Consider the following 14,538-nt stretch of genomic DNA (forward strand, 5'->3'; position numbering starts at 1 on the left):
TCTTCCTCGCCTACCCCGGAGACAAAAAATGGGTCATGTCCAGGGTGCTCTTGAAGACGTTGCCGCAGCCGGTGCAGGAGATTTCCCGGATGAGGTCCACGCCGGGCGCGGCCTGGTTGAGGGCGTTGTCGATGAGGCGCCTGTCGGTGAGCGTCAGCTCCGAGAGAATCTTCGGTCCCAGCGCCTCCAGCCGGTGCCGGGGCATGTCCCCCAGCGACTTCATGCAGCGGGCCAGCAGCGCGTTCTTCCCCAGCGAGGCGTTCTGCCGCATCTGCGCGGCCACCGCCGTCTCGTCCGCGCCGGTGGGCAGCCGCAGGGTGAGGGCGGTGTGGACCTGGCCCTCCTTGTCCGTGTAGCCGTCCTCCAACTGCACGGTGATGTCCTCGGGGCTCTCGCCCTCGCCGAGCATGCGCACGGGCAGCCCGTCGAGGTCCTCCACCAGCTGCACCGCGTCGCCGCAGGTGTTGCAGCTATAGCCGGCCTGCAGCTCCGCGCCGAACGTCATGCTTCGCAGCCGGAGCAGCAGGAAGTTGCGGTCCGCGGAGTACAGGTGCTCCACGGTGTTGACGGTGGGCTTCTCCACCTCGCCCAGGCGCAGGATGCAGCTCGCGAGCAGCTCGCTGACGAGCTTGCCGCCGTTCCGCTGGTTGCGCTTGTCCGCGAGGATGGCCTCCTCGCGGCCCGTCATCTTCCGCAGCACCGCGACGCGGTGGGTGCGGCCTTCGTCGTCCGTGTAGCCGATGGGGAGGGTGAACTCCGCCTCCCGCTTTCGCGGTGCGTTGGGTTGCATGCACGTGCCTCCTCAGTCGACGCGCTCGAGCCCTTCGTGCTCCAGCACGATGGTCTGCTTCATCAGGTTGGTGCTGCCGGCCTCCAGGTCCGTGAACTTGGAGGACTTCACCCACGCGTCGCGGAAGGCGAAGGTGAGGACGTCGCGGCCCTCGTGCCGCTTGATGATCATCCCGTTCTTGCGCAGCGAGGAGCCGGCGTTGGTGCGCCGGTTGAGCTTGAACGTCTGCTGGAACCAGTCCTTGAAGCGCTGGTCCTCCGGGCTGCCGTCCACGTAGCGCTCGATGGTGAGCGGCTCGAACTTCACCTTGGTGGCGGCGACCTTGTAGACGTGGTTGGTGCCCCCGTCCGGCTGCTCGATGGTGTCGAGCTCCCCCTCGCTGAGGCCGGACACCTTCGTGACGCCGGGGCTCTCCGTGCCGTCGATGACGAGCACGAACTCGTTGGCTCTGAAGCTCTCGTAGAAATCGCCCACCTTGGGCATGGCGCGCTCCTGCGTGTGTGGGAGGGAAGGGCGGCTCAGGCCTCGGAGGCGCTGCCGCCGCCGGGCTGCTGGCCCACCTTGATGACGATGGTCTCCGCGGGACGCGACGGGTAGAAGTACACCTCGACGTTGAGGTAGCCCTGCTCCACCAGCTCGGGCGGGTTGTTCGTCTCGTCGCAGATGACGGTGAAGGTCTGCTCCGGCGTGCCGGTGCCGAAGGCGCCCTGGCGCCACAGCCCCATGAGGAAGGGCGTGACGCTGCCCAGCCTCACCGCCTTCCACAGCGCGTCGCGGTTGGGCTCCTGGCGCACCCAGCGCAGCCCCTGCTTGAGGCTGCTCTTCACGAAGTTGAAGAGCAGGCGCACGTTGACGTAGCGCCACCGGGAGTCCGTGCTGAGCGTGCGCGAGGCGTCCACCACGATGCCCGCGCGGGGCACGGCGCGGATGCCGTTGACGCTCCCGTTCACCACCAGCTCGGTGTGCTCGGCCTCGCTCAGCCGGTACTCCACGTCCAGCACGCCGCGCAGGTTCGCCTCGTCGCCCGCCGGTGCCTTCCAGACGCCGCGGCTGCTCTCGATGCGGGCGTAGACGCCCATGACGTGCCCGGTGGGCGGCAGCTTCCTCCGAGGCTCGGCGCCGGTGCCCAGCGGGTCCGCCACCACGATCCACGGGCCGTAGAGCGCGCCGTACACCTTGCGGCCCTGGAAGGACTGGCCGTAGGCCGCCGCCTCGCCCGTCTCCACGGAGCCCTCCGGGACGGCACCCACGAACATGCAGTCACCCCGGCGCTCGCAGTACGTGAGCGCCGCGGCGACGATGCCCGGCTCGGTGCGCTCGGTGCCCAGGAGCTGCACGTCGAACGCGTCGAAGGCGTGGAAGCCGGTGTGCCCGGCCTCGTCGCCGATGAAGTCGTTGGCGGTGGGGGTGCCGTCGCGCCCGGGGTCGAAGCGCAGGAAGCTGGCGCTGGCGGCCGGGACGTTCTGCCCGGGGGGACTGGAGCTCTCCGTGTCCCTGGCCCGGATGTAGCGCGAGCCGCGCTGGCTGTCGTTGAGCACCCGGGGAGCGTAGGTGTCCACGTCGGGCTCCATGGACAGGCCCGTCCACTGCTCCACCACGTGCTCCCGTGGCGGGCTGCCGAGCGCGACGGTGAGGTCGAACTCCACGCTCTCCACGCGCAGGCCAGTCACTGAGAAGTCCCCGATGCCGGAGACCGCGGGCGCCCAGGTCACCGCGCGGGTGAGGGGGTCCACGGACTGGAGCTTCGCGTGGGCGGTGTTCGTCCCGTCGCTGATGCGCACGGCGGCCCCGGGCTTGAAGCCGTCGAGGAACATGAGCTGGGTGCCGGTGCCGCTCACGGCGGCCGGCGTGCCCACCACCGGCGCCGCCATGACGGTGAAGCCGAGCGTGGCGTTCGTGTCCGTCACCTGGAGCCGGGTGAAGTCCCTGCGCAGCCGCGCGGACGTGCCGGTGGAGGTGAGCACGAGCCGGTTGTCCCCGCTGAGCGAGGCCACCACCTTGGAGGTGCGCCGGTTGATGGCCTCGCGCACCTGTCCAGCCGTGGCCTGGGCCGGGCTGGGGAAGTCCGAGGGCTGGAAGGCAATGAGGGTGACGCTGTCCTCTCCGTCCACCTTCAGGGAGAGGGGGGGCAGGCCGGACATGTCGAGCGGCTCGGTGAGCGGCGAGCCCTGGATGCTCGCGGGCGCCGTCTCCCGCACGCGCGAGGACGCGGTGGCGCGGGCGCTCACCTGGACGTGCAGCCCGTCACCCCACGTGCCCGGGTCCCCCTCGCCGCGGGAGCCCGCCTCGAGCAACAGCGTGACGGCCCCGCCGCCGTTCCTCAATGGGAGCGAGGCCGGCAGGGCGCCCGTGTTGGGGTCCGTGCCCACCACGCGGTTGACCCAGGCCGTCTGCCCGCCGTTGTCGAAGAAGCCCTTCACCAGGAAGGCGCCGGGTTCGTCGCGCGAGAAGCCTCCGAAGTGCTCGACGAACTTCGCGAAGCTGGTGAGGCGCACCGGGCGGTTGGGCACCCCGCGCCAGGTGGTGACGTTGAAGGCCGCGACCGAGGCGGCGGCGCCGGCGAGGGCCGGTGTGCCCTCGCCATCCACCTCGACGACGTTCAGGCCGATATTGAATGCCATGCCTTCCTCCCCGACTGCTGCGTGCGCGGCTGGACTCAGGCCGAGCGGAGGTCCGCTTCGATGATGGGCTCCCGCGCGGAGTGGGTGGGCTCGGAGGCGCCCACCTCCAGGCGCGCGGCGATGCGGTAGTGCAGCGCCACCCGCTCCGTGCGCTGTCCGCCGAGCCGCTCGTCGGCGGGCGGCGACACCAGCGCGTAGGGCAGGGGCCAGCCGTTCACCACCAGCTCGCCGTGCGGGCCGAGCGCGCGCAGGAGGAACTCCAGCATGCGCGCCTGCGAGGGCCTGTCATTGGCGAAGGCCTGGAGCTGATAGTGGAGGTCCCAGCCGAAGCTGGGCGGGCGCAGCACGCTGCCTCCCGTGGAGAAGTCCCCCCGGCCGCGGGTGGCCGGCGTGCGCGCGTCGGACCAGGCAATCTCGTACTGGGTGATGAGGAGGTACGGCGGCGTCGCGGACACCGGGACGCCGGGAGCGTTCACCACGGCCGGGACGGCGGTGTCCCCGAGGCGGAGCTTCCCGTCGAGCCTCGCGGCGAGGGCGGCCTCCACGTCTCCAATCATCTCCTCGCGCACGGCGATGACGTCATCCAGGAAGCAGGTGAAGGGCGAGGAGGCCTCCACGCAGCGGAGTTGCAGCACGCGCACGGCGGAGCGGACGGCCGGGTCCAGGTCCGAGAGCCCCAGGCGCACGGGCTCCCAGGTGGAGCGGGTGGAGACGGGCAGGAGCCGGTGCCAGGTGTTGGAGGGCGCGTCCGGGCCCACGGCGTCGCTGCCCAGCCGCAGCTCCAGGAAGAAGGGCAGGGGCCCGCCGGTGCCGTGGGTGACGCGGCTGCTCCACAGAGAGAGGCGCAGCTCGTCGAAGGGGCGCAGGTCCAGCGCGGCGGGCAGGGTGCGCCTCAGCAGGTGTCCCGTGGCGGCGCGGCTGGTGGTGATGCGCAGGCTGCGGGCGTCGGCGCCGAAGCGGACGGTGGCGCTCTCCAGCGCGACGGTGAGCTCGCTGGACGGCGTGACGCCGTCGGGCGCGAGGGGCCGCCACGATGCCGCGTCATTCATCGCGTCGACGTCGAGCTGCGGCACCCGGGACCTCCACTCGTGGCGGCAAATGGGCGCACAGGGTGGGGCCGCGCCGGGGTGGGGAACAATGGACCCGGGGACGGGGGGGAGTGTCGGTTTTGAGTCCGTGAGAGGTGCGCGGAGGGTGGTGCGAAGGTGGAGGAGAATGCAGGGGCCCGTGGGTTTCATCCGTAAGGGGGACTCACTCATGGAACCCAGGCACCCGGAGGTCCTGCACCTGCTCATGTCGCGCGCCGGGGAGCACCGGCCATTCCTCGAACGAGGGCTCCCGGTGGAAGCCGCCGGGAATGCGCCCGAGCCCGAGTACCTCCCGGAGCGGGCGGAGGTGCCACGGCTCGAAGACCCGGACGCCGCTCCCAGGGACCTGGCCGCGCAGCGCTGGGGTGTGATTGCTCCGGAGGGGACCGAGGGAGACGCGATGCTCCAGGCCCTGAAGCCGCTGCTCCAGCACCGTGCCCGGGAGCAAGGCGCCGAGGTGCGTGTCTACCGGGTCCCCGCCGGCATGGACGCGGCGGCGGCCGTGAAGTGGAGCAATGCGACGTACCGCGCCGAGCAGGTCCCCGAGGAGGAGCGGCCGAAGTACCTGTTGCTGCTGGGCGACCTGCATCAGGTCTCCATCGAGCTCCAGCAGGTGCTGGCCCCCGGCTCCTATGTGGGCAGGCTCCACGTCGCGACGCCGGCGGGCTCGGCGGACCTGGAGGGCTATGCCTCCTACGCGGAGAAGGTGCGGGCCTTCGAGACGGGCACCGCCGCGAGCGCCGTCCCCGAGGTCGTGCTCTACGTCGCGGCGGATGGCTCGGAGGCCACGAGGTACGGCCGTGAGCTGCTGGTGGAGCCCTTCCAGCGGATGGTGGAGACGCAGTGGATGCCACGGCGGCCGGGCCTGGCGCTCCAGGTGCTCACCGGGAAGGGCGCGGGGCTGGAGACGCTCCTGGACACGGCCGCTGGGGCTCGCGCGGGCGTGATGCTGTCGGTGTCCCATGGCCTGGGACTGGAGGCGGAAAAGGCCTCGGAGGAGACGCGGTGGGCCCAGCAAGGGGCGCTCGACCTGGGGGCCGGGCAGTGGCTCACCCGTGAGCAGGTCCGTGACAGGACCTTCCTTCCCGGCGGCATGTGGTTCTGCCTCGCGTGCTTCGGCGCGGCCACTCCGGCCCGGAGCATGTACCACCCCTGGCTGGCGATGCTCGCCCAGCAACAGGATTACGACGTCCCGCTCGACGACGTGCTGAAGTGCCTGCCCGGTCCCAAGCAGCGGCCCTTCCTCGCCGCGTTGCCACAGGCCGCGCTGGCGAACCCGAGTGGGCCCCTGGCCGTCATCGGCCACAGCGACCTGGCCTGGTTGTTCAGCTTCTCGGAAGGCGACGAGGTGCCCCAGAGCCGCGCCTCGCGGGTTGCCTCGGTGCTGAAGGTGCTGGCCAACGGCGGCCGCGCCGGCGTCGCGCTCGGCACCCTGATGCGCGAATCCCTGCATGCGACCGAGGACCTGATGGCGGACTACGACCTCCGGCGCAGGGCGGAGCTGGACGGGCAGCCGGACCCCATCGAGCCGAAGGGCCATGCCTTGCGATGGATGCTCCGCAACGACCTTCGCGGCTACATCCTCCTCGGAGACCCGGCGGCGAGGTTGTCATTCCGCAGCGCCACGGTTTGATCCGGAACGCGGCGGTAGTCGCGCTCGCACCGGGCATAGCCCTTCCGTGCTTTCGCCTCGCTCTCACGCAGGTAGTCCTCTCGCATCCGGGGGAGGAGGCAGTCCCGGTTCCGCTCCAGGAGGTCGTCGCGGCGCTCCGCGCGCGAGGCCGGCTTCTCGAGGTCCTCCGGCAGGTCCCACACCCGCGCCGTCCCATCCCACGACGCGGTGACGATGCGGCCGCTGCCGGCGAACATGGCGGAGCGGATCGGCCCCTCGTGTCCCTTCAGCACCCGGGGCACCCTGTCTTCGCCGACGAGCCACACCCTCGCCGTCCCATCCCACGACGCGGTGACGATGAACCGCCCATCCGGACTGAAGCGCGCGGAGAGGACGGGACCATCGTGCCGGAGGACGCCACGGGGCACGGGATGACCGGCGCCCCAGTCCCACAGCCGTACGTCGCCATCCTGGGAGGCCGTGACGAGGCGCTGGCCATCCGGGCTGAAGGCCACCGAGAGGACCGGCCCCTTGTGCTTCTTCAGGATGGCCCTCGCGTCACCTCCTTCCGCGGGCCAGACCCGCAGGGTGGCATCTCGCGAGGTGGTGACGATGAACCGGTCGTCCGGGCTGAACGTCACGGAGGTGACCGGGCCCCCGTGCTCCCCCAGGCTGACGGGCGAGGCGGCGGCGCCATCCTCCACTGACCACACCCACGCTCGCCGCTCCATCGTGCCCGTGACGAGGCGCTGGCCATCCGAGCTGAGCGCGGCGGAGGTCACCGGGCTCGTGTGCGTGAAGACCCGGGGCCGCTCGCCCGGTGAGTCGAACCGCCAGACCACGGCGGTCTTGTCCCACGAACTCGTGACGAAGCGGCGGCCATCGGCGCTGAACGCCACGGAGGTGAGCGCCTGCGCGTGTTCCTCCGGCAGCAGCGTGGGCTCCCGGAAGCCCTCGGCGTCCCACACCCGCGCCCGGCCGTCCTGGGACGCGGTGACGACGTGCCGGCCATCCGGGCTGACGGCGGCGGAGGCCAGGGGCTCCTCATGCGCCATCACCCGGGAGACGAGCGGCTGCGTCGAGGCTTCCGCGCGCCACACCCGGGCCGTGCCGTCCTGAGAGGCGGTCACGAGACGCTGCGGCAGGCTCTCCTGGGTGAATGCCACCGAGTTGATGGGCGCCGTGTGCCCCCGAAGGATGAAGGGCGGCCCGGAGCCGTCCCACTGCCAGACCCGGGCGGTCCCATCCAGCGAGGCGGTCGCGATGTACTGGCGATCCGGGCTGAACGCCGCGGAGGTGACCGGCGCGTCGTGTTCCTCGAGTCTCCTGTCACGCACGAAGGGCTGCCCGGGGCCCTCGGTCCGCCACAGCCAGGCCGTCCCATCATGCGAAGTCGTGACGAGGCGCAGCCCATCCTGACTGAACGCGGCGAAGACGACCGGACCCCCATGTCCCCGGAGGGGTTTCCCCTCCCGCTCGAAGGAGTCTCCGCGTGCCCGCCACACCCGCACCGTCCTGTCCCACGAGGTCATGACGAGCCGCTGACCGTCCGGGCTGAACGCGGCGAAGTTGAGCCGCTCGCTGGACGAGCGATTCAGGACCTCGGGCGGCCCTTCGGGCAGGTCGATGCGCCAGAGCCGCGCCACCCCGTCCCGCGCGACGGTGAGGATGCGCGCATTGTCCGGGTGGAACGTGGCGAAGCGGACCGAATCCGAGTGCGTGAACACCAGCGGCGGCGTCCGCTCCCCGGTGGCCCACACCCGCGCGGTGCCATCCGCCGAGGCGGTGACGATGAGCCGGCCGTCCCGGCTGAACTCCGCGGCGGTGACGGGCGCCGTATGGCCCCGCAGCTCCAGCGGCGCCTCATGGCCATCCGCGTTCCAGACCCGGACGACTCCGTCATCCGAGCCCGTGACGATGCGGCGGCCGTCCGGGCTGAAGGAGGCCGCGTTGACGGACTGGCCCTCGGGGCCGCGGAGCGTCACCTCCAGGAAGTTGGAGTCCATCGCCTCCAGGGCGAGGGCGTCCCACTGGCGGGCGGGCTTCGGGTGTTTGACCTCGGCGAGCAGCTTCATGGCCACGGCGGGCTGGCCCCGCTGCATCGCCTCGCGCGCGCCCGTCATCAGGGACTGGTTGACCGCGTCGCGCTTGTACATCCAGGCCATGAAGGCCAGGAAGAGCATCAGGAGGGCGAGGCTGCTCACCGCGAGCGTGATGCGGAGCATCCGGTTGCGCTGCGCGGCCTCCCACTGCTGCAACTCGAGCTGCCGGCGCCCCCGCTTGAGCTCGGTCACCTTGTTCGCCAGCCAGTCGTGGCCCAGCTCGAAGTACCGGCTGCCCTCGTGGTGCTCCGACCGCAGCACGGCCGCGTCCTGGAGCTGGGACAGCACCTGCTCGGCGCAGTCGGGCGACAGCACCTCGTACGCCTGCTGCTGGGTCACCAGGGTGCGGCTCCCGCCCTCGGCCACCAGGTACTCCTCCATCAGCCTCCGGGCGGAATACCCCTGGGTGGGGCCGAGCGCCTTCAACGTGGTGTCCAGGTACCGGTGGAGGATGGGCTCCGCCGCCACCGGGCCCGTCTCGCCGTCGCACGTCCTGCGCTCCTCCCACAGGGCCCGGCAGACAATCTGCGCGAAGGCGGCCTGGACCTCGGCCTCGGCGGAGTCGCTCTGTCCGGGCGTGCGCATCTGGAGCATGAGCTGCTGCATCTGCACCGGGCACCATTCCTGCGCGGGCACGCCCATCGCCGCCAGCCGGCAGACGATTCGTGTCATCTCCTTCACCGTCAGCGGACCCAGGCGGAAGCCGCGGTCCAGCAGCTCCCGGCTCGCGCGCGCCTGGTCCCGCAGCCGCCCCAGGTAGTCCTCGCGCAGGGACAGCACGAGCTGCCTGTCTCGCATGGGCTCCCGGAGGATGGCCGCCAGCGTGTCGATCAGCGCTCGCACCCCCTCCGGCTGGCGCGACGGCAGCAGCGTCTGTTCGAGCTGATCCAGGAAGAGGAGGATGGGGCGGCTGGAGCGCAGCTCCGCGAGCTGGAACGCTTCGTCGATCAGCTCGCGCGGGTTCCGGCCGTCGGGCATGTCACCCAGATCGAGGTCCACGAACATGCTCCGGGCCACCCGGTGGAGGGGGTCTTCGTGGGCCAGCCAGGCATCGACACAAACCGTGCGGATGCCGTGCTGCTCCCGGAGCTGGGGCAGGACCGCCGCCTGCATCAGCGAGGACTTGCCCGCGCCCGACGGACTGAAGAGCGAGACGCAGGGATGGGCGAGGATGCTGTTCGTCAGCCTCCGGGTGACCTCATCGCGGCAGAAGAAGCGCGACTGGTCCTCCGCCCGGTAGGGCTGGGGGCCCCGGAAGGGATTGAGGGAGTCAACGGCGCTCATGGCCCCTCCACGTGAGGCTCCGCGTTGCTCAACGGCACCGCGAGCTGCGAGGCGCTCAGCTCCAGCACCGGGTCCGCGCCCTTCGGGGGCAGGATGCGCCCCCGTCTCCACAGCTCTTGTTCTCCCTCGCCCGGTTCGAGGACCACCAGGCTGCCCTTCGGGAGCGGGCTCCTGCCGAAGAGCTGGTAGAGCAGCCTCCGGTGGTGCCAGGTCAGCATCGACATGCCCAGCACGAGGGCGGGCCTGTGGGTCAGGCTGGCGACCAGCTCGTCGACGAGATCCGGGGGGAACATGCTCCCGGCCTCTCCGGTCAGCATGCTGTCCAGCTCACTGACTCCGAAGAGATAGTCGTCCTCCGTGAGCAGGGCGCGCATGTAGGCGTTCGGAGGCAGGTAGCCGCAGTAGAGCCGGAGCAGGATGATGTCTCGCTCCGGGTTGAACGAGCGGGGCGGGGTGGTGACGATCTCCCAGTCGCGCGCTCCCGCCTTGCGCTGGCGCAGCGTGGCCAGGCCCCCGTCCCGTCCGGGAGGGGGAGGATTGATGACATGGATGGTGATGTCCGGCCGGTGCTTGTCGAGCGCCCGCTCCAGGATGGGGAACCGCAGGAGCGTGACGTGGACGCCGGGCGCGAGCCGGCGCGCCAGATCCTCCACCAGGGGCAGTGAGGCCGCGACCTTTCCGAACACATCCTGGAATTGGTTGTCCAGGTTCTGCTCCTCGAAGCGCAGCGCATAGTGCTGCGTGAGCGCGCTCATGGAGACTCCGTCGGGAATCGGTCCGACCTTCGAGGCGAGGTCCTCGATGAGCCGCCTGCGGAAGCCCTTCAGCATGTCGCGCTCGTTGCTCCAGCGGTCACCCAGAACCAGCGTGAAGGGCTTCTTCAGGAGCATGCGGAGGGCGGGCGACGGCTCGGGGGACTGGGGCTTCGGAGAGGGCGGAGGAGGCCGCTGGACCTCCCGGTGCTGGAAGTCGAACAGGACGGAGTCGTCTCCGCGCAGGAACAGCACGGGCGAGAACGCCTCCGCGGAGGAGCGGAACCTCGTGAGCACCGCCCGCCTGGCCGCGTTGAGGCTGACGGCCACGTCGCCGCGGCGCGCGGACTCGCGGGTGAGCGACTTGTAGAACTCCTCCGAGCAGTGCTGGGTGATGTCCGACTTGACGGGCCAGAGGTACGCGACGACAGCGCCGGCCGCCTTCTGGGCGAGGCACTCCGCCGCGCTGACCAGGCCTCCTGGCTGGGCCCCTTCGCAGGCATCCAGGACAATCAAGCGCAGGTACTCGCGACAGTGCTCGTGGAGATCCTGGGCAAGCAACTCCACGTCGAACCAGTCCGGAGTGCCCGTGTCATCGAGCATCTCGAGCTGGGGCCGGCCGCGCTCATCGACCCGCCCGTGACAGACGAGGTGGAGGATGTGGGGAGAGGGCGGGCGTGCCAGACGCTTGATCAGCGCGGAGCGGCGTGCCTGGGCGCCCACGAGGAAATCGAACTCGACCTCTCCGTTCCGGATGGGCTCATCGAGCGCGGCCTGAAGCCGGGTGACCGTCGCGCGGCCGACGAGTGAGACTCCCAGGACCCGGACTGCCCCGCTCACCTCCCGACAGACGGCTCGCCGGTTCGAGACGACGCTCCGCGCCACGAGCACCTCATCCGAGTTGCCAAGGAAGCCCTGGTTCGTATCGGGCTGGCAGAGGGCCTCCCACGGGATGGCCTGGAGCGAGCGCTCATGCTTGAGCCCCAGGCGCAGCAGGAGCGCCTCTTCCTGGCGGTACCCATGCTGCCGCTGCATCACGTCTCGAAGGTCCGCATGGAGCAGGGCCTTGTAGAGCCGCTGGGCCTGTAGGAGTTCCTCCTGGAGTTCCTTGCCGTGCTTCGCCGCCTGGCGGATCTGCTCGCCGAAGGCCTCCACGTCCTCGACGGTGGTATTGGGAAGGATGTGGGGGGCGGGATTCTCGCCGTCACTGCCCCGGCCCGAGGCTCGGAGCTGGTCTCCGACGCGATCGATGTCGATCTGCAACCACAGCCGCTTCTCCATGGTCATCTATCCCCCCAGAGGAGGAGGAGTCGCCGGGAGGCGGCTGTGAGGCCACTGGCAATGTTGTGATGGCAGGGTGCTCGCCGGGCGGCACCTCGGCAGGACGGATGCTCCGTGACTGGGTGCACCTGGGCTCGGGCGGAGGCTGCCCGGGTGATGCCGCTTCTGGGCGAGGCGGCACCACCCAGGCCGGAGGCCTACCGAGCGGACTTCAGTGCCTCGCGGAGTCGCTCAGCCAGCTCGCGGACCGCGGGCTGCCGCAGCAGGCTGTAGTGGTCGCCGGGCAGCAGGTGCTGCTCCAGCCCGTCGCCCACCAGCGCCTTCCAGCCGCCGTCCTCGGGCAGGCCCTCCGCGCTGTCCGTGGCCTTGAAGAGCACCACGCGGCCCTGGGTGGCCGGGGCCTCGTAGCGCCGCGAGGCGAGCAGGTTGGCCTCGAACACCCGGAACAGGGCGCGCACGTGCTCGGCGTCCGTTCCCGGCGGCAGGGCTCCCGCGTTTGCCGCGGCTTGGAGCAACCGCTCCAACATCGCGTCCGGCTCCAGACCTGCGAGCTGTTCGAGGTCCAGCGGCAGGTCCGCCAGCGACGCGCCCATCATGTCCCGGGCGAACATGAACGCGAGCTGCATGCGGTCCGGCTCCGGCTCCTTCGCCACCGTCACGGACGGGACGTAGGAGTCAATCATCGCTACGAGCGCCACCTGCTCACCGCCGGCGCGGAGCTGATGCGCCATCTCGTAGGCGATGACGCCGCCCATGGACCAGCCACCCAGGAAGTAGGGCCCGGAGGGCTGCACGGAGCGGATGGTCTTCACGTACTCGGTGGCCATCTCCTCCACGGTGTTCATCGGCGCGGTGGGGCCGTCCAGGCCGCGTGCCTGCAAGGCGTAGAAGGGCCGGTCCGTGCCGAGCAGCCGCGCCAGCTCGGCGTAGCTGAGGACGTTGCCACCCACCGGGTGGACGAAGAAGACGGGCGCCTTGCCGATGTTGGCCTGTGTGCCGAAGGGAACCAGGGGCGAGTACGTGCCGGAGTCCTGGCGGCGCAGCAGTGCGGCGAGCTGCTCGACGGTGGGGGCCTGGAAGAGGGCGGCCAGCGGGAGCTGACGGCCCGTGGCCTGGCGCATGGCGGCCATGAGGCGCACGGCCAGCAGCGAGTGGCCACCCAGCTCGAAGAAGCTGGTGCGCACGCCCACCGGCTGGACTCCGAGCACCTGCTCCCACACACGCGCCAAGGTGAGTTCCAACGGGTCCCTGGGGGCGACATGGCCCACGGTGGGCACGTCGAGGGCACGCGGTGCGGGCAGGACCTTCCTGTCCACCTTGCCGTTGGCGTTGAGAGGCAGGCCGGAGAGGGCCACGAAGGCCGAGGGCACCATGTACTCGGGCAGCCGCTGCTGCAGGTGCGCTCGCAGCGCCGCCGGATCCAGCTCCGAGGTACCCGCCACCACATACGCGACGAGGCGCTTGTCGCCGGGCACGTCTTCGCGTGCGAGCACCGCGGCGTCCTTCACCGATGGGTGCGTGCGCAAGACGGTTTCGATTTCGCCCAGCTCGATGCGGAAGCCACGCACCTTCACCTGGAAGTCCAGGCGGCCCAGGTACTCCAGCGTGCCGTCCGCCCTCCAGCGAGCCTTGTCACCGGTGCGGTACATCCGTGCGCCGGGCTCGGTGCTGAAGGGGTTGGGGATGAAGCGCTCGGCGGTGAGGGCCGGACGGCCCAGGTAGCCACGCGCCAGTCCCTCGCCCGCGAGGTACAGCTCTCCGGGCACGCCCAGCGGCGCGAGCTGGAGTTGCTCATCCAGGACGTAGGCCTGGAGGTTGGGCAAGGGCCGGCCGATGACGGGCACCGGGACGGACGCGTCCTGCACGCACCAGGAGGTGGCGTACACCGTGCACTCGGTGGGGCCGTAGGCGTTGAACGTCCGCGTGCGCGTCGTGCGCGCCAGCGGCTGCCAGAGGACATCGTCCATGGCCTCGCCCGCGCACACCACCATGCGCGGCACATGGGCGCGCTCCAGCAGGCCCGCCTGGAGCAGCAGGGTGAGCTGGGCGGGGGTGCAGTCCAGCACGTCCACCTTCTGCCGCTCCAGCCAGTCCAGCATGGCCCCGGGGTCCAACCGGGTCTTCTCCGGAACCAGGCACAGGCAGTGGCCGTCCACCACGTGCAGCAGCTGCTCCATGGAGACATCGAAGAAGAGCGGCGCGTTGACGCTGAAGCGCAACGGCCCCGTCTGGCCGTCATGCAGCGCCTGGGCGGTGGCCGCGCGCAGGTGCATCCACGAGCGGTGCTGCACCATGACGCCCTTGGGGGTGCCCGTGGAGCCGGAGGTGTAGATGACGTAGGCGAGGTTGTCCGGAGTGGCCAGCGGCGGCAGGTTGTCCCGGGAGAGGGACGTCAGCCGTACATCCTGCGAGTCGAGGCAGACGCGGTGCCGCACCTCGGGCTTCCACGCGTCGGCCAGGTGCTGCACGGTGAGGAGCACGGATGCGCCGCAGTCCTGGAGGACGAAGGACTTGCGCTGCGCGGGCGCCGCCGGATCGATGGGCACAAAGGCGCCACCGGCCTTGAGCACGGCCAGCAGGGCGATGATGGCGTCCTGGGTGCGCTCCAGGCACAGGCCCACGCGCACGTCGGGGCCGACACCCAGGCTGCGCAGGTGCCAGGCAAGCTGGTTGGCGCGGGCATTGAGCTCCCGGAAGGACAGCGCCAGATCCCCCAACTGGACGGCCGGCGCGTACGGCGTGCGGGCCGCTTGCTGCTCGAGGAGCGAGTGGAGGCACTCCTCGCGTGGGAAGCTGGCCGTGGCGCCATTCCACTCCATCAGGAGCCGCTGACGCTCCTGTGCCGTCTGCAAGGGCAGCGTTGACAGCGGCAGGTCCGGGGAGGTCAGCACTCCCTCCAGCAGCAGTCGCAGGTGCGCCATGAGGCGCTCGGCGGTGGAGTGCTCGAACAGCTCGGTGCTGTAGACGAGCGTGCCGCGGTAGCCCTCCGGGATGCGTGTCATGGCCAG

Annotated in this window: 8 protein-coding genes; 1 reads left to right on the top strand and 7 read right to left on the bottom strand. The window is 70.8% G+C overall.

Annotation, left to right across the window (positions count from 1 at the left end):
* Positions 1–10: 10 nt before the first annotated feature.
* The 4 genes from K8638_RS13210 to K8638_RS13225 are packed head-to-tail and all read right to left on the bottom strand — an operon-like array spanning position 11 to position 4,484.
* Positions 11–790: a hypothetical protein gene (locus K8638_RS13210; RefSeq protein ID WP_223754850.1), complete on the bottom strand. Its 780-nt coding sequence runs from the start codon at positions 788–790 to the stop codon at positions 11–13.
* A 12-nt stretch (positions 791–802) separates the two neighbouring features.
* Complete coding sequence (locus K8638_RS13215) at positions 803–1,273, bottom strand: phage tail protein (protein ID WP_223754851.1); 471 nt, start codon at positions 1,271–1,273, stop codon at positions 803–805.
* Positions 1,274–1,308: 35 nt separating this feature from the next.
* Entirely contained in the window at positions 1,309–3,411 is a 2,103-nt protein-coding gene (locus tag K8638_RS13220; RefSeq protein WP_223754852.1) for a phage tail sheath C-terminal domain-containing protein, read from the bottom strand.
* 35 nt (positions 3,412–3,446) lie between these two features.
* Complete coding sequence (locus tag K8638_RS13225) at positions 3,447–4,484, bottom strand: hypothetical protein (protein ID WP_223754853.1); 1,038 nt, start codon at positions 4,482–4,484, stop codon at positions 3,447–3,449.
* Positions 4,485–4,668: 184 nt separating this feature from the next.
* Between K8638_RS13225 and K8638_RS13230 the strand changes: the two genes are divergently transcribed.
* Complete coding sequence (locus tag K8638_RS13230; protein WP_223754854.1) at positions 4,669–6,132, top strand: hypothetical protein; 1,464 nt, start codon at positions 4,669–4,671, stop codon at positions 6,130–6,132.
* On the opposite strand, the gene K8638_RS13235 is transcribed toward K8638_RS13230, so the two are convergent.
* The 3 genes from K8638_RS13235 to K8638_RS13245 all read right to left on the bottom strand — a co-directional run.
* Entirely contained in the window at positions 6,075–9,497 is a 3,423-nt protein-coding gene (locus K8638_RS13235) for a hypothetical protein (protein WP_223754855.1), read from the bottom strand. The genes K8638_RS13230 and K8638_RS13235 overlap by 58 nt on opposite strands.
* Complete coding sequence (locus tag K8638_RS13240; RefSeq protein ID WP_223754856.1) at positions 9,494–11,536, bottom strand: CHAT domain-containing protein; 2,043 nt, start codon at positions 11,534–11,536, stop codon at positions 9,494–9,496. The genes K8638_RS13235 and K8638_RS13240 overlap by 4 nt, the downstream gene beginning before the upstream one ends.
* 191 nt (positions 11,537–11,727) lie before the next feature.
* The coding region (locus K8638_RS13245; protein WP_223754857.1) for an amino acid adenylation domain-containing protein at positions 11,728–14,538 on the bottom strand (2,811 nt) is incomplete at its 5' end.

This window comes from Myxococcus sp. RHSTA-1-4, assembly GCF_020037125.1.
Taxonomy (GTDB): domain Bacteria; phylum Myxococcota; class Myxococcia; order Myxococcales; family Myxococcaceae; genus Myxococcus.